We start from the raw sequence: 16745 nt of genomic DNA, 5'->3' as shown, positions 1-16745 counted from the left end.
GCAACGAGGAGCGAAAAGACAATGAACAAGATCACGCAAAATCCTTCGACGTCGGAACCTGCGCCGGAGGCCGGCCGTGTGGCCGATGGTTCCATCCAGCGCCAGACCGTGTTGGTCCTCCAGGGCGGTGGCGCCCTCGGAGCCTATCAGGCCGGCGTCTATCAGGCGCTCGTTGAAGGCGGGATTGAACCGGATTGGGTCATCGGCACCTCGATCGGCGCCATCAACGCGGCATTGATTGCCGGAAACGAGCCGCAAGACCGCCTGCCGAGGCTGCGCGAGTTCTGGGACGGCGTCAGCCGAAGCAGCCCGTTCGATGAGTTTTTCCGGATGATGGTTCCAAGCAACATCTTTGCCAACATGGGCACGGTGATGCACGGCATACCGGGGTTCTTCGAACCGAACCCAAGCGCCATGTTCGGGGTGAATCGCGAAGTTGGTGTGGAGAATGCATCCTACTACACCACCGATCCGCTCAAAAGGACTCTGAGCAACCTGATCGACTTCGATTATCTCAATCGGCGCCACACGCGGCTGACGGTCGGCGCGGTGAACGTCAACAACAGCGAACTCAAATATTTCGACAGCCGCGAGATGACGCTGTCGCCAGCGCACATCATGGCATCGGGCGCCTTGCCCCCGGCGTTTCCGGCGGTTTGCATCGACGGCGAGCCCTATTGGGACGGCGGCATCTATTCCAACACCCCCATTGAAGTCGTGCTCGATGCCCGGCCGCGGCGCGATGCGCTGATCTTTGCCGTCAACATGTGGCAGCCCCGCGCCACCGAGCCGAAATCGATCTGGCAGGTAATGGGGCGGCAAAAGGACCTTCAATACGCCAGCCGAGGCCGGAGCCACGTGGCCCGGCAGGAGCAACTGCATCGTCTTCGGCACGTCGTTCGCGAAATGGGAAAGCTGGTCCCCGAGGAGCGGCGCGAGGATCCGATGTTCAAGGAACTCGCGTCCTACGGCTGCCCTTCGGTCATGCACCTGGTTCGGCTGCTTTCACCGCGCCTCGATGGCGAGGACCACACCAAGGACATCGACTTCACGCGGGCAGGCATCCGCACGCGCTGGCAGGCAGGATACGACCATGGCGAGCGCGTGCTCTCGGAGAGGCCGTGGGAATGCGACGTCGACATGCTGCAAGGCATCGTCGTCCACGAATCGCAAGAGTGATTTTTCAAGCGCGGCGAGACCGAGGAAAGTGACGGAGAATACCAATGCAGATCATCACTCCGGGAATACGACTGGTTCCGGAAGCCGTGCTCGCCAACAACGCTGCGCTGTTCCGCACGATACCGGAGACACCATCCCATGCGGATAGCTCGCTGCATCGCGTGGTCATCGTTGGTGGCGGTGCGGGTGGACTGGAACTGGCGACCCGCCTCGGCCGCAAGTTCGGCAAGCGGCGGCTTTCCGTCACGCTCGTCGACCGCAATCGCATCCATGTCTGGAAGCCGCTTCTGCATGAGGTCGCCTCAGGCGCACTGAGCGCATCCAACGATGCGGTGGAATACATCGCCCACGCCAGTCGCCACCACTATCGATACCGAATCGGCGAGGTCGTCGGCATCGACCGCACCAGGCGCCAAGTCTTTGTCGCGCCAAGCTTCGATGACGATGGCAGGCAAATCATTCCGCCACGTGTGCTGGGCTACGACACGCTGGTGCTGGCCGTCGGTAGCGTCAGCAACGATTTCAGCACGCCAGGGGCGGCCCGCCACGCAATCGCGCTCGATTCGGCCGATCAGGCCGCCCGATTCAACAAGCGCATGATAGACGCATGTCTGCGCGCCAATGCGCAATACGAACAGCTGTCGCCAGGCCAGCTCCATTGCGTCATCGTCGGTGCCGGAGCGACCGGCGTGGAGCTGGCCGCGGAGTTGCACAAGTCGATGCGGGAAATTGCGTCGCACAACCTCGACAACATCGATTTCGAAAGACTGATCCGCATCACCATCGTCGAGGCGGGGCCGCGCATCCTGCCGGCTTTGCCTGAGCACCTGGCACGCGCTTCAGCACGCTTGCTTGTCGATTTGGGCGTCCAGATACGGTGTGGGACCAAGGTCACCGAAGTGACGGAGGACGGCGTCAGGCTTGGCGAGAAGCTGTTTGTGCCGGCCGAACTCGTCGTCTGGTCCGCCGGGATCAAGGCGCCGGATTTCCTGAAAAAACTCGATGGCCTCGAGACTGACCGCATCAACCGCCTGGTTGTGGATGAGACATTGCAAACCAAGGGCGACGAAAACGTATTTGCGATCGGCGACTGTGCGAGCTGTGTCCTGCCCGATGACGACAATCCCTTGCCGCCGCGCGCCCAGACAGCCCATCAGCAGGCTGATCATCTGGTCAAGGTGATTGCCGCGCGTCTCAACGGACGGGCCGCACCGACATTCCGCTACCGCGACTACGGATCCCTTGTTTCGCTTGCCGACTACGGCTCGTTCGGCAACCTGATTGGCGGACTTAGGATTGAAGGTCTGCTCGCCCGGCTGATGTATCGCTCGCTCTACAAGCTGCATCGCAAGGCTGTGCACGGGACCTTGAAGACCGCGCTGGACACGATCGCCGGGATGCTGGCGCGTCACACCAAACCCCGAGTCAAACTGCATTGAATCCCGGGAGAGCAAGACGGTGGAAAAATACGATGTGGTGATCCTCGGCGGCGGCAATGCCGGCATGGGCGTCACGGTGGCGACACGGGCAGCCGGGCTCTCGGTGGCGATGGTCGAAGCGCGGGATCTCGGCGGCACCTGTCCCAATCGCGGCTGCACGCCGAAGAAGGTGTTGGTGGCGGCAGGCCACGCGCTGCACGAGATCGAGAGGGCGTGCGAGCACCGGATCACGGTTGCCGCCCCGCGCCTCGACTGGGCCGCATTGATCGATCGCGAGCAGGCGATGGTCCGCGACATTCCCGATCGCCTGGCCGGCGTGATGGCGATGCGCGGCGTCGACGTCATCCACGGCGAGGCGGCATTCGTCGGCAGCAATGCCGTCCGGGTCGGCGAGCGCCAGCTTGACGCCGCCAGCATCGTGATTGCCACCGGCTCAAGGCCAAGGGAGCTGTGCTTTCCCGGCGCTGAATTGATGACGACCTCAGATGACGTGCTGAGCGACCGTGCGTTGCCAAGCGATGTCGTGTTCATCGGCGGCGGCATCATCGCCTTCGAGCTCGGCCACGTCTACGCCCGCGCCGGCGTCAGGGTCACTATCCTCGAGGCGCTGCCGCAAATGCTCGGCGGTTTCGACCCCGACGCGGTGGACCAGATCCGCGGCGAAAGCGAGCGCATCGGCATGCGCTTGCTAACGCTCGCCCTAGTGAAACGGATCGACCGAGTCGGCGAACGCCTGCGCGTGCTGTTCGCCAACGACAACTCCGAGCATACCATCGAAGCCGATCGCGTCGTCAATTGCGCAGGGCGAATCGCCAACACTGACGGTCTTGATCTCGGCGCGGGGCACGTCGCACACCGTGACGGCCGTATCGAAATCGACGCGTTCCTGCGCTCGCGCTCGAACCCTGCCGTTCATGTCTGCGGGGATGCCGTGTGGAACTCACCCCAGCTTTCGCCGATCGCTACCTATGAGGGCCGGATTGTCGGCCGCAACATCGTCGAGGGCGCGAAGCACCAGCCTGACTACAGCCAGATTCCATCCTCGGTCTACACCGTGCCGGCGGTGGCCAGTGTCGGCCTTACCGAGGCCAAGGCCGCCGAGGGCGGACTGAGAATCAAGGTGCAGGTCAATGACATGCGCGGCTGGCTGTCGGCCAGGACTTATGCCGAGACCGTGGCGTGGTCGAAGATCATCGTTGGGGTTGAGAGCGACCATATCCTCGGCGCCCACGTTGTCGGACATGCCGGCGAGGAGTTGATCCACATCTTTGCACTCGCCATGCGGCACGGCATCACCGCGACCGATCTCGCCGATAATCTCTACGGTTTCCCGACATTCTCGTCGGACATCAAGAACATGATGTGAGCCAGTCCACGGTGGACATCGCCAGCTGCGACCGCGAAGGAACGGAATGCGTTTGGATCATGATTATCATGAGAAAATGGGTTGTTCGACAGAGCGTCCTCGGGGCTATTCGGCACCGAGAAATGCGGAACTTTGCATATGGCTGCAGTTGAACAAGTCATCACATTCGAACAGGCGGTGCAGGCGGCGATCGATCTCGACGCGCCGCTCAGCGAACGGCTTGCGGTGATCGCTGCGGCAATACGAAGGCTCGACGCCAGCTACGCAGACGCGGCCGACCGCATGGTGATGCGGCTGCAGGACAAGGGGGCAGGCGCCACGGCGCCTAGGCCCGGCGATGCCATGCCGGCCTTTCTGCTCCCTGACGAGGACGGCAGATTGGTAAGCCTGGCCGGCGTCCTCGCGAATGGGCCGGTGGCGATCACTTTCCTGCGTGGGCATTGGTGCCCCTTCTGCCGGTTGAACGCGATCGGCATCGTCGAGGTGCAGCAGGAGATCGCTGCCTTGGGCGGCCAAGTCGTGGCGATCACGCCGGAGCGGCGAAAGCTCTCAGCGGCCCTGAAGAACCGGGTCGGGGCTGAGTTCCCGTTTCTGACCGACATGGACAATGGCTATGCACTGTCGCTCGATCTGGCGATCGGGATCGGCGTGGAAATGCAGCAACTGCTTGGCGCCGGCGGTGACGACTTGCCGAGTTACCAGGACAACGCCGCCTGGCTTCTGCCGATCCCCGCCACTTTCATTGTCGGCGCTGATGGCATCATCACAGCGCGTTATGTCGATCCCGACTACCAGCAGCGCATGGAGATCGAGGACCTGGTGTCCGCGCTCGAGCGCGCTCGCTGACTGCGAGAGGCCGACCGAACGTTGACCAGGTCGAGCATCGTCCTGGGCGGGGTGGCGGCGATTTCTGGCATCTGAGTGACCCGCATTACTTTGACTCATCGTTTCCATGCGAAAAAGGCATCGTCTCGCGAACCTTTCATGAATCTACGGCATGGACGTTGGCTGGCAGTAGGCTACACTGCGCAGAACTGCGAATTTGGAGTTGCCTTCATGGCTGCCAATGAATTGGTCGTGAAGCTCGAAGAGGCCGTCCAGGCTGCGATCGCGCTTGATGCGCCGCTGAACGAGCGGATGGCGGTGATCGCCAATGCAGTGCGCTCGCTCAGCACCACCTTCGCTGAAGCGGTCGACCGGATGGTGCAGCGCCTGCAGGACCAGCGTGCGGGCGCGATGGCACCGGCGCCCGGCGATGTAATGCCGCCGTTTCTGCTCCCCGACGAGAACGGCAGGCTGGTCGGCTTAGCCGAAATCCTGCAAAAAGGACCCGCCGCGATTTCTTTCCAGCGCGGACACTGGTGCCCTTATTGCCGGTTGAATGCGATCGGCATGGCTGAAGTCGAGAAGGAAATCACTGAATTAGGCGGCCAGTTCGTGGCGATTGTGCCCGAGCGGCGCAAATTCACGACGACGTTGAAAGAGGAGGCGGCTGCATCCTTTCCCTTCCTCACCGACATGGACAATGGCTATGCGCTGTCGCTGAACCTGGCGATCTGGGTCGGGACGGAAATGGAAACGCTGATCGGGGGCGCCGGCTGGGATGTGCCCAGCTATCAGGGCAATGCCGCCTGGTTCCTGCCGATTCCGGCAACCTTCATTGTCGGCACCGACGGCATCATCACAGCGCGCTACCTTGATCCCGACTATCGCCAGCGAATGGAAATTGACGACCTGCTTGCGGCTATCGAGCAGGCTCGCGAACCCCAAAGGTTGACCAGTCGGTTGCGCGCAACAGGTTGAGCAGCGTCGTGGCGACAGGCGCACGCTGCCGGCCCGCTACGCTATAGGCGGCCACGGTTCGGGAAATATGGATATCGCGCAATTTGAGCCTGCGAACGTTGGGTGAGCGTGGCGCAGTCATCGAAACAAAGCCTACCCCAGCGTTGGCCTCCAGCAGCGCCAACAGGTCATGGTCCGTTTCGACTTCATGTGCCGCTTCATGCGCAAACCCATTGGCCTTCAAGGAGCGGGACAGGTCTTCGCTCGTCTCCCAATCGACCCGGCTCAGTATCGGCTCATCAACCAGTTGACTCAGCGCGACATCGGCTTCGTTGCGTCTGCCGAGCGGGTGCTCTGAATTGACCACCAACTCGATCTCCTCATCGAACAACGGCCACGTGTCGATCCTGTCCCAGGCCTGCCCGAGCGGGCCGGCGATCGCCAGCTCGGCGTCGCCATTTTTGAGCGCCTCGACCACGATCGTCGGAGCGCCGCGGCTGATCTTGAGGTGAACACCTGGGTAGGCACGAAAGAGCTCGCTAAATGGCGATATCATCAGCGCTATGTTGATGCTGTTGGAGATCGTAACGTTAAGTGGCGCAACATCGCTGCTTTTGACAGCCTTGGCGAGTGACTTCGCAGAACTCGCCGCGTCGTAGCATTGCTGCAGGAATGGCAGCATGCGGCGACCGAGCTCGGTCAGATGCGAATGCTGACGCTCACGTCGGATGAGCTCGCCACCAAGCTCATCTTCCAGATTCTTGATGGCGCGCGTCAGCGCCGGTTGCGTAACGTTGCACTCTTCGGCTGCCCTAGTGAAGTTCAAAGTGCTGGACAGGGCCAGAAAATAGCGGACCTGCTGCATTTCCATGAACCTTCGCCCCCTCAGAAATCCGATTCGTCAGCAATAGCTAATTTTCGCCTATGCTAACGCAACAAGGGGCCGAGGCAAAGGGAGGAGCACGTTTCCTCAGATGTTGGCCGATTTCGACTTACTGATTGAGATCATTTAGATGTTCGTCACAATGTTACAAAGTTCATTGCAAGTTATTGATTTCATTGACACGAATTAGAGTTCAATCCTCTCTCGCAGCACCAGTTACCAAGGCTTTCTAGAAGGGCTTCGATGCCGCGCTGTGCCCAGCTGCGCAGGGTTGCGCGCCCCGGTTGTGGCACAAATCCGGCTCAGTATGTCCGCTAGGTTTCTGCCGCTGAAGAAGCGAGCGCGCAGGGATGCGCAAAGGGGGCCGGATCGACTGCTGTCGGGGCCGTGTCTCTGTTTTAAGTTCGGCCACCGGGTGGCGAAGGTTTTGCCAATCGCGCGTTTGAAGCCTATGCTTCGATATCGGCCGCCAGTGCTTCGGATGCAGCCGACAGTGAGAGGGTACGTGCTCTTGCCCGTCCGGGAGAGAGCCGTGCCCCAGTCCCTTCCTCGCAATCATGTATTGAAAGCTCTCTCCCCAGAGGATTTCGCGCTGCTACGGCCGTCAATGCATCGTGTCGAACTTGGTATCAAAGCCCAACTGGAGGTTGCATATCAGCCGATCAAGCATGTTTATTTTCCAGAGATTGGTATCGCTTCCGTGGTCGCCACCATGACTGGAGGGCGGCAGAGTGAAGTCGGGATCGTTGGCTACGATGGCATGACTGGCGTTGCCGTCATTCTCGGCCAAGACAGCTCTCCCAATGAGACCTATATCCAAGTCGCAGGCAATGGCTGGTGCCTGCCGGTTGAAAATCTTCGTCCTGTGATTGCAGAAAGCCAGTCCCTTCGCGCGTCGCTGCTTCGCTATGCCCACGCCTTCCTTGTCCAGTCGTCCCGGACGGCACTCGTCAACGGCCATTCCAAGATTGAGGAACGGCTGGCCCGCTGGTTGCTGATGGTCCACGACCGGACCGAAGGAAATAAAATCAACCTGACGCATGAATTTCTGGCGACCATGCTCGGCGCTCGGCGCCCCGGGGTTACCACCGCCCTCCAAATGCTAGAATATCGGGGGCTGGTTCACGCCAGGCGCGGCGAGATCACGATCGTCGACCGGGCCGGAATGATAAAGCTCACACATGGCGCGTATGGCGACGAGGAGCAACGTCACTTCGGCTAATGCATGTCGGGCAAAAGTGTGCAGCGGTTTTGCGATAACGACATGCATAAAAACAACGACCTAAGGCGCGTCGCATGAGGCCCCAAACGCGACGCGCTTTAGCCTCCGCCTGATTGTCCGATATCAGACATAAGCTTGAAGGCCGCCGCATGTTAGACGAAAGTCGTATTGGCTGGCAGGGAGGAACTGTTGATGAGCAACACTTTTCACACAGTCACGGTTGAAGGGGCGGCGGAGGCCTATGTCCTTTCCAGAGGCAAGGCTCGGTATCTCTCGATCGCACAGGCGATCCGCGCCATTCGAACACTCATGCCGGCTTGCAAGGCCACCAACCACGAGTTGGAGGAGATGCTGGCGGCAGCATGCGTGGTTCACGGCGTGCCCGTCGCTTTCGACGCCAAAACAGCCGACGGCCTAGAACCACGGCTCCATTCGTAGCCCGGAAATGTCCGCGCTGGTGCACAAGCCAAGTTCATTGGATGTTCGGCAAGCGATTGTCCGCTACCTGATCGATAATGTCGACAATCCGAGCGTTTCGATATTCGAAGTGACCAGCGCCGTGAGGAAGATGTTTCCACTTTGCGAACTCACGGATTGGCAAATTGGCGATCTCATTGCGCGAAGCGCCATCGAGGCGGGATTTGCGATCGATTTCGATGCGGCCCCCTAGACGCCTGTAGCAGCAGTGTGGCGTTACGGTTTCGCGCAGTCGCCTCGGTCTCCCACGGCGGAACCAGGCTGGTGGATCACATCGTTCGGGGCAGGGGCCGCAGGTTCACAGCCTGCCATTTCGGATCAGCGAACGCGCCCGCTCACGGCTTGGTTTCTTCCTGAGGAGGCGCGTTTGGGACCGGACAATCAGGGTGTGGCCATTTTTCACACGGAGAAGGCTTGTCGCTAGCGTCGCCATAACGTTCCACGAGTTTTGCGAATCCGTAGGCGAAGGCGGCAAGAAGCGCCAGGATAACCACTATTCGAGCGGCCATACGGGATTGTAGCAGGATCCTGCTTAGGATTGACCCCAGCATCAGTTCGCGCTCGGCTGCCTGCCCGTCACTTTTTGCGAAACTTGTTTGTCCCAAGCATAGTAGAAGGCGGCCATGATGCAGGGCAGCCCGATACCGATCAACAAAACAAACCGACCCCACCCAATCAGTGGAACCAAGAATTGCTCCGCACCGTTCAGGTAGCAAGCAACCCGTGGCGGCAGCAATCAAGCACCGCAGCTGAAGGTTGCTCGGAGGCTAATATGGGAAAGCAACTTACATCGGCTGCGGCAGGCATCCTTCTGCTCGTTGGTGTCAGCGCCGCCGCCGCTCAGGACGTCATTATTCAACCCGAGCAGGACATTGTGATCCGCGAATACGTGAAAAAGAAACCGGTGGCATCACTCAGCCTTCCCGGCGTGGAGCTCAACATCGGCACAGCTTTGCCCGAAACAGTCGAGCTTTACGAGGTGCCGGACGTTCAGTACCGCTACGTCGTCATCGACGGCCGAACCGTCCTGGTCGATCCAGGTACACGCAAGATTGTGAAGGTCTACGACTGACGTGACCCCTCACGCTGAAGCCCGTCATACCGAAAGGTGCGGCGGGCCGGCGCTTTCTCAGGCTCGGCTTGGGTCTCTTCTGTGACGACTTCGACAGGGTGAGCCGCGAAAAGACCGAAGCTCGTTGAGACGGGCGACGTCCTTCGTGAGGCTGGTTAATCCGTGCATCAAAGGTGACCCAATGACCGCTGAGATAGGCTTGCAACCGTGCGTTGAAATCCATGGGATGTGGCATCGGCGGTATGCCGATGTCGCCGAGATAGCCGGTGCAGTATCGCGCCGGAATGTGCATGCAACGGCAGCGTGATTGCTAGATGTGCAAAATCACGACCGACACCGGCGAGCAACCTCCGGATTGCCGCGAACCGAAATACATTAGAAGTTACTAATTTTTATTGATGCCGGTTTCCTTCATCACCTTGACCTCCACCGTCATGCCGAGAAAGCTCGACGCGCTGCCGCAGTAGCTTCCGGAAAGAGGAATGGCTTGCCCAGGATGCCTGGCCACAGCCACCCTGATCAGATCCCGGTTGCCGACAATGCCATTGGTGGGGTCGAACTCGACCCAACCCGCGCCAGGCAAATAGACCTGGCACCAGGCATGTGTGGAACCGCCGCCGAGGACAGAAGCACTGTCGCGGTTCGGCACATAGACATAGCCAGTCACAAAACGCGCGGCAAAACCGAGCGAACGAACCGCTTCCATCATGAACAGGGCAAAATCCCGGCATGTGCCTCGGCGCAGGTGCAACGTCATGAGAGGCGGCTGCGTCCCCGATTCAGTTCGACGGGAATACACGAAGCTCTCGTGGATGGCGTAGCAAAGCGTCATCAGCAATTTGCCCGTCTCGGTGTGCCCTTTGGCACTCACGAACTGTCGTGCCCATTTGTCGATCTCGTCGCCGTCATCGAGATGATGGCGCTCGATGGTTTGGGTGAGGTCGGTTGCCTCATCCGGATCATAGGAAAAGGGATAGCTGAGCGCTGCTTCATCGATACGGAAATCAGGCGCATGCTGCGGCGTGTGATCGAGCCGAATGTCTGTCACGAAACGCAGTTCGTCACCCGAGCCCTTGAAGTCGATTACCGCAACGCAGTTTCCGAAAACGTCATGGATCCAGCGAACCTCCTTCGGCTCGGGGTCCACGAACAGGGCGTGATCCAGAAGTCGCTGATCGAAACTATCGCGCGGCCTGAACATCAGCCGATGCTCGCCGAACGTCACCGGTTGCGTGTAGCGATAGACGGTCGTGTGCTTGACTGAAAAGATCGGCATTGGCTTGCGTCGACCACCTGCGATATCAGCGCAATCATATAATCTTTTTCGATGTGCAGCAGACAAAATGGGGGCTTCCGCCTCGCCACGGCCGCATCAGGCCCGGTAGGCCTTTTGCAATCTCCAATTGGTAGACTCTCTCAATGCCCCGGAAGTTAATCGTTGCGCCCAAGGAGGGGCCAAGGCGAGGAACGTCGCAAACGGGAGGAAGCAAAATGAACGAAGACTACGATCTGGCCATAGACCACGACAAGCCTTACGAAATAGCTGCTTTCGCAAAAAAACACGGCCTTACGCTACGCGCTGCCGAGCTGATTCTTTTCGCCTATAGCCCGTCCCGAGCGGCGTGCGATACTGCCGCAACGGCTTTTCTCACAGCCGTCGCCGCACAAGCCAAGCGACAATCGGCGCGCTAGCTCTCGTTCCGAAAACCCTGGAGCGACGGGTGGCGCAGATCACCCCGCCTCCGTCGCCTACACATCGCCCGCCGCTCATTTCGGAGCGGCAGGCTTGGACGGTGTCAAGGCTGCGCCGATCGACTGCGCAGCCTTGGTTCTGAACGCTCAGGTGAGGCTTCTGGACCAGTCGTCTATCTGGCGCTCTGCCTCTTCCTTGGCGATGCCATACCGCTCCTGAATACGTCCTGCGAGTTGGTCACGATTGCCCTCGATGCGATCAAGGTCATCGTCGGTAAGGTCACCCCATTGCTCCTTGGCCTTGCCTTTGAACTGCATCCATTTTCCCTTGATTTGATCCCAGTTCATGAATTCCTCCTTTGTTGTCTAGAGGAAATGCAACTGGACACCACATGTTCCCGACAGCTGATCGCCCATGACGATTATTGCCCATGACGATTATCATTGGCGACGCAGTAAGAGGCCGCCGGCCGGAGCCAGCGGGCGCAAATTTGGAGCAGGATGGGAACGATCCGCGTCTAGAAACCACACTCGGCAGAAACGTCCCTCAGCCGGATCAGCTGGCGCGCGCCAAGGCGATCGATATGACGTTGTCTGCATCCGCCCCCGGTAGATCGAACAGCATCGGAAGTTGGCGGGTCATGGCCATTTCAACGATCAACTCTTCGATGGAAGCCGTCGGCAGATCGGTCTCGACACTGTTCGAGATCATCGAGGCAAGCTTGTGGACTGGCACGGGTGCCGACTTCGCACGGTCGTCGAGCAACCTGCTGATTTCGATTACAACGTCTGCGTCAATGCTCTTCGGCAATTCGCGCATGGCTTTTCCTCCCTGCTCATATCATGCGCGTGCCAGAGGGCTGAGTCTCGAAAAATCGACGTACGGGCTTAACCAAAGGCGTGCGCCGGTCCGGTTGCTTTGGCCATGTGTTCGGGCCTGCGGCGAAAAAGCGCTTTGGTGTCGCATCCGGCAACGAATTCGCCCGTTTTGCGTTGGCCAATTATAGATCGTGAGCAAACGTGACCAAAGGAGAGTAAGCATGACAGCCGACGCGGCGAAGCTCTATCCCCGCCACCGGGATCGGATCTCCGGCAGCGAGGATTATGTAGTAAGGCATTTTGCCCGGCAAAACGGCATCACCCCAGCGCAAGTCCATCAGTTGATCAAGAGATATGGAAGCAACCGCGCCAGGCTGGTGGCTGCGGCGAAGGAACTTCGCACGTCGCTTCGGCCGGATGTTCCCAAGGCCATGCTCGCCCCGGGGCGCCGCGCCGGACGTCTCAGCGCCGGCGTCGATGCCAGAAATGGCTTAGAAACGCGGTGAGGAGACTGCTGAAAACAATCCAGCCGACGACTTCGCTTTCAGACCTTTCAATCCTGGCCGCAGTCGCCAGCTGCTGTTCGCGATCACTTGCTTTGATGGTCGCCTCCAAATCGGATCGGCTGCCGTGTCGAACCGAGTAGGTTCGTGTAAATTCGGCGCCCAACAGAAAGATCTCGGACGAATAAAAAACCCACAGCAGCACGACGAGCAGTGCGCCGGCTGCGCCGTATGACGATGCGGTCGCGCTGGCTCCGATATACCAGCCGATCAGCGACTTGCCGACCGTGAAGAGAAACGCCGTCAGCACGGCGCCGACGCCAACGTCGCGCCATTGCAGCGTGCGGTCGGGCAGGACCTTGTAGATTGCCGCGAACAACAGCGCGATCAGGGCAAACGAGACGATCTCGTTGATTGCACTCAGGATAAGGGCGCCGAAGGGCAGATATGCGTTGATGATTTCGCCAAGCGCCGAAATTGCGGCGCTCGCGACCAGCGACACCAGCAGCAGGAAGCCAAGCGCCGCGACGAGCCCAAGGCTTGCGGCGCGGGCCCGCACAAGGCTGGAAATCGATGTCTTACCAGGTTTGACTTTCCAGATTTCGTTCAGCGCAAGCTGCATTTCGCCGAACACGCCGGATGCGGTAACGAACAGCGTGACGAGCCCCAAAATGCTGGCAAGAGTTCCCGCCTTTTTGTGTGACGCGTTCTCGAGTGTCGCTTGCAAAAGCTCGGCGCTCTGCGGACCCATCAGCCCCGACAGCTGGGCCGAAAGCGCCAGTTGCGCCGCATCGTTTCCGAAGGCCATGCCAGCGATGGCGACAACGATGAGCAGGATCGGCGCAAGCGAGGTCGTGGCATAAAACGCCATCGCTGCCCCGTGGCTCAAGGCATTGTCATTGATGAAGCCGACAATGCTCTCCGCAAGCAGCGCCCAGCCCTCTTTCGCCAGATTCCACATGTTTTGCCTCACCTGCTTCTCAAGCAAGTAGAAGCAACACGCCAGCGGACCAGAGCAATAAGTTCGAGAAGTCCTGGTCTGTCTTGAATCCGGCGTTTAGGTGACGGATCTTGGCGTGACCTGTCCCGAGGCCCTTCTTGTGAGATCATGCTGCGTTGGAAAGGCCGAGAATGCCGCGATGGCTAGAAAGATCGGAATCCCCAGTTCGAGAATTTCTTCGAACACTGTGGAGGTATAGATCCGGGTGAGGTGGATGCCGAGAAATGTGAGATTTGATGGCGCGCCGTCGATGACCTTGGAGAGGACGGCGCAGCCGATAGCGGCGGCAATGGCAACGGCAGTCGCCTCGCCGTAGCGAAGCCCGTGCACAAAGCTACGGAAGCCGTTCTTCAGGAGCAAATAGAAGGCAACGGCGAGGGCAATCACGACCGTCGCGCCGATTAGCTTTTCCAACAGCGGAACGTCAGGCGAGATATAGAGGGTGGTCTTGGTGATATTGTGGGTGGTGAAATGCGCATGGAAGTCCAGTTCGCGCAGGCACATCGCGATCAGGATGGCAACGAGATACCACCGCTTGAGCAGGTCCCGATAGGACATTTCCCGGACAAGCGTTGCCACGACGATCAGGTAGACGGCCGCCGAGAAGACTTCAATTGGACCGCCCTCGCTGAGGTAAAACTTCCGTATGTCTTCGGGAAAGAAAGCGAGCGGCAAGGCGATGAGAAAGACGAGCACCAGCAGGGCAAGGCCCATTTGATTGAAATAGTGGCCGTCGCCGTAGCCGGTCTTTCTTTCGCTCCACGCCATATCTGTCTCGCCCATCTGTCCTGTGCCGACTCTCTGTTGATCGTGATTTCACTCAATTTGAAAGACTGGGCCGTTGTCAAGTTGCCGCTTCGCGATGCCCGGCCGCTTGCCGGCGCTCTGACGGCATGACTGCGCAAGCGTGACGAGCCTGGTCCCGGCCTAGCGCGGTGATGGCTGTCCTGTCCAGAAACGTGTCTTTGTAGCGACGACGACCCGTTCGCTCACGCCACCGATCGCCGCCATCCACCCTGCGGCGGTGTTAATCAATCGGGCGCCCCACCGCCTGTTGCGTAAAGGCGCTGTTGGACGCTGTCACGATCCAACCAACGGAACTGTGACAGTTGTCGCATAATTGATCGGATATTGGTCGAAGTACGGGAACTCGATCACGAAAGCATATCTGGCCGTGAGATGCGCCATGCGGAAGCCGCCGCTGGGAGGGTCGATTGCTATCGTCACATCGACATCTTTCAATCCCAAACCCAGCAATTTTTCTGCGGCTATGGCCTCTATTTCGGCCTCGGTCAGCGAGTTCTTCAACTGCAGCGCACGTGAGGACGTTTCCAGCGTATAGCGAACGCTGGACATGGCATTCAGAGCCCAGCCGAATGCGAAGATACCGAACAAAAGCATGATCAGAAAAGGTGCGATCAGCGCGAATTCCATCCCAGTCCCGCCTGATGCATCACGGCTGAACGCTCTCGCGATCCGTTTAGCGGACACGGATCACCTCTTGATGGCCGATCTCGCGAGAAAGAGAAAACGCGCCAAAAATAAAGGGCGGGGACCAGGTCGCCGTCGCCTTTATTTCCACGAAAACCGAGGGAGCTTTCGTCCCCCCGTTGCACAGGCTCGATGCATCGACCACGGTGCTTCCGCACATGTATTTCCGGCCCAGTGTAACCTGTGCGCCTTCGGGATGGTTTTCCCAACTCGAAAGGGCGACGGCTTGGGTGGCCGCGTCGTCGGTTGCTCCCTCCATCACAAGATTTGCCGCCGTCTTGACGCTTGCGCGCATCGACATCGAGCTTGATACGAAAGACCAGCCGTCAATGATGCCGAAAACCACCAGGCAAAGGATCGGCACAATCAGCGCAAACTCCACCGCAGCAACACCCGAATCGTTCCGGAAAATCCGACCTGACCGCCGTTCCATGACGGTTACTCGACAAGCTGAACGGATTGCGCGGCCGGAATCTCTCGCATTCCGAGGCTCGTGCAATCCTGCTTGATGCTTGTAGCGCCGGACCACTCTATCGTACTGGCGACGACCTGTGTGCAACCACCTTGGCCCGAGAAATTGCCGAGATATTTAACCTCCTGCGTTGGAAAATACAGAGCACCGGTCAAAAGCGAATCCGCCGTGCCATTAAACGAGTTCGATCCCGCCAGGTTTGCTCTGTCGCCGTAAAACAGCACACCCGAATAGGTGCCTGACGTCGGTGCGCTAAGCTTGACGGTGGCCGTGCCGTTCATGCTGACGCCGGAGCTGCCGGCCAGATAGATGATGACTCCGTCGCCGGAAATATTTGCGTTCGCGCTTGCTTTGAAATCGCCCCCCTCAACGACATATACCCCAGGCGAGAGCGTTACATTGCCGCTCAAGCTGAGCCCCTTGCAGTATGTTCCAGGTTCCAAGGTCGACTGATTGTCGTTTTGACAGGGGTTCGTGGCTGGCGGCGCCGGCAAGTCGGCAAAAGGATCCGCAGCGGGCAGCGCCTGGGTAAGCGGGTTCGCGCAAACGGTTTTTACAACGTTGCTCAATGAAACACCGCCTGCCGATATCAGGCAATCGGCCTCCAGATATGCCGACCCTTGAAGCTTGAGGGCGTCCGCGGCGATTGAATCCGACATGACGGAGCAGCCGGTCAGCTTGAGGTTCGAACTGCCGGAAAAGAGCGCCGCTCTCGAAGCGGAAGGATTGAGCGCCAGAACGCAGGCTTTTGACGCGTCCGTAATAAGAGCCACGGCCCTTGCCTGTGCGCCAACCGCGCTTTGACTGAATATCGATGTGAAAAATCGATCGAGCGTCTGATGGACGATGACCTCGACCGCCTTTTTTGCGACATTCGGTCCGGACGATGGAGGCGTGAAGACCTCGATTGTGCCTGTCGATGGTCCCCAGCCGTTCGTGATCGCTGACAGCGTCGCGGCCGAGACAATCGTTGGCTTGTCGGATCCCGAAACTTTTTCCAAAGCGCCAGCATAGGCTGCCGCATCCGCCACCGCCTGTAGCTTCAGGCTGCTGTAATACCAATAGGAAGTCTCGACACCGAGCCCCGCCCCGCCGACAACAATCGGCAAAGACAGGGCAAAAATAATAGCAACGTTGCCGCTCTCGCTGATTCGTCGCGGACAGCTGAAAAAACGCCTGAAGGTATCGCCACCCCATCCCATTTGCCTATTCAAGCAGCGATGCATAAAGGAATGACTAAGAATTTCACTCGATTTGTTAGCTGCCTCCTCGCCATCCGCCGACGCTGAACCCAAACCAGGCGCGCGCAGCGGCGTCACAAGTTCTGTTGCTGTATAGAACGCGGACG

General features: G+C 59.2%; 20 protein-coding genes and 1 pseudogene. 11 read left to right on the top strand and 10 right to left on the bottom strand.

The genetic code is table 11. The annotated features are described in order from the left end of the window. Positions 1 to 21: 21 nt before the first annotated feature. The 5 genes from AC0L3N_RS19045 (at position 22) to AC0L3N_RS19025 (ending at position 5787) form a co-directional block, all read left to right on the top strand. Positions 22 to 1179 carry a patatin-like phospholipase family protein gene (locus tag AC0L3N_RS19045; protein WP_473549057.1) on the top strand — a complete coding sequence of 386 codons (1158 nt, stop codon included), beginning with the start codon at positions 22 to 24 and terminating at the stop codon, positions 1177 to 1179. 44 nt (positions 1180 to 1223) lie between these two features. Next, positions 1224 to 2618 carry an NAD(P)/FAD-dependent oxidoreductase gene (locus AC0L3N_RS19040; protein ID WP_473549055.1) on the top strand — a complete coding sequence of 465 codons (1395 nt, stop codon included), beginning with the start codon at positions 1224 to 1226 and terminating at the stop codon, positions 2616 to 2618. Positions 2619 to 2637: 19 nt separating this feature from the next. Beyond that, positions 2638 to 3984, top strand: a complete 1347-nt coding sequence (locus AC0L3N_RS19035; RefSeq protein ID WP_244602625.1) for a dihydrolipoyl dehydrogenase family protein — start codon at positions 2638 to 2640, stop codon at positions 3982 to 3984. A 138-nt stretch (positions 3985 to 4122) separates the two neighbouring features. Further along, a complete protein-coding gene (locus AC0L3N_RS19030) occupies positions 4123 to 4830 on the top strand; it encodes a peroxiredoxin-like family protein (protein WP_473549053.1) in 708 nt (235 codons plus the stop codon). Between the two features lie 210 nt (positions 4831 to 5040). Beyond that, on the top strand, positions 5041 to 5787 hold the full coding sequence (locus AC0L3N_RS19025; RefSeq protein WP_123146634.1) for a peroxiredoxin-like family protein: 747 nt from the start codon (positions 5041 to 5043) through the stop codon (positions 5785 to 5787). On the opposite strand, the gene AC0L3N_RS19020 is transcribed toward AC0L3N_RS19025, so the two are convergent. Beyond that, positions 5729 to 6637, bottom strand: a complete 909-nt coding sequence (locus tag AC0L3N_RS19020) for a LysR family transcriptional regulator (RefSeq protein WP_473549052.1) — start codon at positions 6635 to 6637, stop codon at positions 5729 to 5731. The two genes, AC0L3N_RS19025 and AC0L3N_RS19020, sit on opposite strands and share 59 nt — an antisense overlap. A 544-nt stretch (positions 6638 to 7181) precedes the next feature. On the opposite strand from AC0L3N_RS19020, the gene AC0L3N_RS19015 reads away from it, so the two are divergent. The 4 genes from AC0L3N_RS19015 to AC0L3N_RS19000 all read left to right on the top strand — a co-directional run bounded on the left by AC0L3N_RS19015 (position 7182) and on the right by AC0L3N_RS19000 (position 9420). Then, positions 7182 to 7871, top strand: a complete 690-nt coding sequence (locus AC0L3N_RS19015; protein WP_473549050.1) for a Crp/Fnr family transcriptional regulator — start codon at positions 7182 to 7184, stop codon at positions 7869 to 7871. A gap of 192 nt (positions 7872 to 8063) precedes the next feature. Beyond that, positions 8064 to 8309, top strand: coding sequence for a hypothetical protein (locus AC0L3N_RS19010; RefSeq protein WP_352952673.1), 246 nt, complete (start codon positions 8064 to 8066; stop codon positions 8307 to 8309). Between the two features lie 7 nt (positions 8310 to 8316). Next, entirely contained in the window at positions 8317 to 8541 is a 225-nt protein-coding gene (locus tag AC0L3N_RS19005; RefSeq protein WP_473549048.1) for a hypothetical protein, read from the top strand. Positions 8542 to 9120: 579 nt separating this feature from the next. Continuing rightward, positions 9121 to 9420 (top strand): DUF1236 domain-containing protein, encoded by a 300-nt coding sequence (locus AC0L3N_RS19000; RefSeq protein ID WP_473549046.1) that lies wholly within the window; start codon positions 9121 to 9123, stop codon positions 9418 to 9420. 136 nt (positions 9421 to 9556) lie between these two features. Here AC0L3N_RS19000 and AC0L3N_RS18995 read toward each other — a convergent pair. After that, positions 9557 to 9758 (bottom strand): annotated as a pseudogene (locus AC0L3N_RS18995) (transglutaminase-like domain-containing protein); the annotation flags it as partial. A gap of 47 nt (positions 9759 to 9805) precedes the next feature. Further along, entirely contained in the window at positions 9806 to 10696 is an 891-nt protein-coding gene (locus tag AC0L3N_RS18990) for a transglutaminase family protein (RefSeq protein ID WP_473549044.1), read from the bottom strand. Between the two features lie 215 nt (positions 10697 to 10911). On the opposite strand from AC0L3N_RS18990, the gene AC0L3N_RS18985 reads away from it, so the two are divergent. Then, positions 10912 to 11112 carry a hypothetical protein gene (locus tag AC0L3N_RS18985; RefSeq protein ID WP_123147414.1) on the top strand — a complete coding sequence of 67 codons (201 nt, stop codon included), beginning with the start codon at positions 10912 to 10914 and terminating at the stop codon, positions 11110 to 11112. Between the two features lie 147 nt (positions 11113 to 11259). On the opposite strand, the gene AC0L3N_RS18980 is transcribed toward AC0L3N_RS18985, so the two are convergent. Together AC0L3N_RS18980 and AC0L3N_RS18975 are read right to left on the bottom strand one after the other, a co-directional pair. Further along, a complete protein-coding gene (locus tag AC0L3N_RS18980) occupies positions 11260 to 11460 on the bottom strand; it encodes a CsbD family protein (RefSeq protein WP_095483513.1) in 201 nt (66 codons plus the stop codon). A 208-nt stretch (positions 11461 to 11668) separates the two neighbouring features. Then, a complete protein-coding gene (locus AC0L3N_RS18975; RefSeq protein WP_029348484.1) occupies positions 11669 to 11932 on the bottom strand; it encodes a hypothetical protein in 264 nt (87 codons plus the stop codon). Between the two features lie 220 nt (positions 11933 to 12152). On the opposite strand from AC0L3N_RS18975, the gene AC0L3N_RS18970 reads away from it, so the two are divergent. Further along, entirely contained in the window at positions 12153 to 12437 is a 285-nt protein-coding gene (locus tag AC0L3N_RS18970) for a DUF3606 domain-containing protein (protein WP_123146639.1), read from the top strand. On the opposite strand, the gene AC0L3N_RS18965 is transcribed toward AC0L3N_RS18970, so the two are convergent. The 5 genes from AC0L3N_RS18965 to AC0L3N_RS18945 form a co-directional block, all read right to left on the bottom strand. Further along, the gene (locus AC0L3N_RS18965) at positions 12394 to 13395 is read right to left on the bottom strand and encodes a YihY/virulence factor BrkB family protein (RefSeq protein ID WP_473549043.1); all 1002 of its coding nucleotides are present in this window, start codon (positions 13393 to 13395) and stop codon (positions 12394 to 12396) included. The two genes, AC0L3N_RS18970 and AC0L3N_RS18965, sit on opposite strands and share 44 nt — an antisense overlap. Before the next feature lie 96 nt (positions 13396 to 13491). Continuing rightward, positions 13492 to 14148 carry a hypothetical protein gene (locus AC0L3N_RS18960; protein ID WP_473528154.1) on the bottom strand — a complete coding sequence of 219 codons (657 nt, stop codon included), beginning with the start codon at positions 14146 to 14148 and terminating at the stop codon, positions 13492 to 13494. Between the two features lie 366 nt (positions 14149 to 14514). Next, positions 14515 to 14868, bottom strand: coding sequence for a TadE/TadG family type IV pilus assembly protein (locus AC0L3N_RS18955; protein ID WP_473549041.1), 354 nt, complete (start codon positions 14866 to 14868; stop codon positions 14515 to 14517). Positions 14869 to 14914: 46 nt separating this feature from the next. Further along, positions 14915 to 15358, bottom strand: coding sequence for a TadE/TadG family type IV pilus assembly protein (locus tag AC0L3N_RS18950; RefSeq protein ID WP_123146642.1), 444 nt, complete (start codon positions 15356 to 15358; stop codon positions 14915 to 14917). A gap of 5 nt (positions 15359 to 15363) precedes the next feature. Beyond that, positions 15364 to 16716 carry a pilus assembly protein TadG-related protein gene (locus AC0L3N_RS18945; protein ID WP_473549039.1) on the bottom strand — a complete coding sequence of 451 codons (1353 nt, stop codon included), beginning with the start codon at positions 16714 to 16716 and terminating at the stop codon, positions 15364 to 15366. Positions 16717 to 16745: the final 29 nt, after the last annotated feature.

The sequence above is a fragment of the Mesorhizobium sp. WSM4807 genome, from assembly GCF_055811615.1.
Note: the sequence above shows the minus strand (reverse complement) of the source record. Positions and strands in the feature narration are given on the sequence as shown.

Excerpts from the sequence above, each read along its gene's own strand:
- AC0L3N_RS19045 (WP_473549057.1), top strand. The coding sequence starts at position 22 with ATGAACAAGATCACGCAAAATCCTTCGACGTCGGAACCTGCGCCGGAG.
- AC0L3N_RS19040 (WP_473549055.1), top strand. The coding sequence starts at position 1,224 with ATGCAGATCATCACTCCGGGAATACGACTGGTTCCGGAAGCCGTGCTC.
- AC0L3N_RS19030 (WP_473549053.1), top strand. The coding sequence starts at position 4,123 with ATGGCTGCAGTTGAACAAGTCATCACATTCGAACAGGCGGTGCAGGCG.
- AC0L3N_RS19025 (WP_123146634.1), top strand. The coding sequence starts at position 5,041 with ATGGCTGCCAATGAATTGGTCGTGAAGCTCGAAGAGGCCGTCCAGGCT.
- AC0L3N_RS19020 (WP_473549052.1), bottom strand. The coding sequence starts at position 6,637 with ATGGAAATGCAGCAGGTCCGCTATTTTCTGGCCCTGTCCAGCACTTTG.
- AC0L3N_RS19010 (WP_352952673.1), top strand. The coding sequence starts at position 8,064 with ATGAGCAACACTTTTCACACAGTCACGGTTGAAGGGGCGGCGGAGGCC.
- AC0L3N_RS19005 (WP_473549048.1), top strand. The coding sequence starts at position 8,317 with ATGTCCGCGCTGGTGCACAAGCCAAGTTCATTGGATGTTCGGCAAGCG.
- AC0L3N_RS19000 (WP_473549046.1), top strand. The coding sequence starts at position 9,121 with ATGGGAAAGCAACTTACATCGGCTGCGGCAGGCATCCTTCTGCTCGTT.
- AC0L3N_RS18990 (WP_473549044.1), bottom strand. The coding sequence starts at position 10,696 with ATGCCGATCTTTTCAGTCAAGCACACGACCGTCTATCGCTACACGCAA.
- AC0L3N_RS18985 (WP_123147414.1), top strand. The coding sequence starts at position 10,912 with ATGAACGAAGACTACGATCTGGCCATAGACCACGACAAGCCTTACGAA.
- AC0L3N_RS18980 (WP_095483513.1), bottom strand. The coding sequence starts at position 11,460 with ATGAACTGGGATCAAATCAAGGGAAAATGGATGCAGTTCAAAGGCAAG.
- AC0L3N_RS18975 (WP_029348484.1), bottom strand. The coding sequence starts at position 11,932 with ATGCGCGAATTGCCGAAGAGCATTGACGCAGACGTTGTAATCGAAATC.
- AC0L3N_RS18970 (WP_123146639.1), top strand. The coding sequence starts at position 12,153 with ATGACAGCCGACGCGGCGAAGCTCTATCCCCGCCACCGGGATCGGATC.
- AC0L3N_RS18965 (WP_473549043.1), bottom strand. The coding sequence starts at position 13,395 with ATGTGGAATCTGGCGAAAGAGGGCTGGGCGCTGCTTGCGGAGAGCATT.
- AC0L3N_RS18960 (WP_473528154.1), bottom strand. The coding sequence starts at position 14,148 with ATGGGCCTTGCCCTGCTGGTGCTCGTCTTTCTCATCGCCTTGCCGCTC.
- AC0L3N_RS18955 (WP_473549041.1), bottom strand. The coding sequence starts at position 14,868 with ATGGAATTCGCGCTGATCGCACCTTTTCTGATCATGCTTTTGTTCGGT.
- AC0L3N_RS18950 (WP_123146642.1), bottom strand. The coding sequence starts at position 15,358 with ATGGAACGGCGGTCAGGTCGGATTTTCCGGAACGATTCGGGTGTTGCT.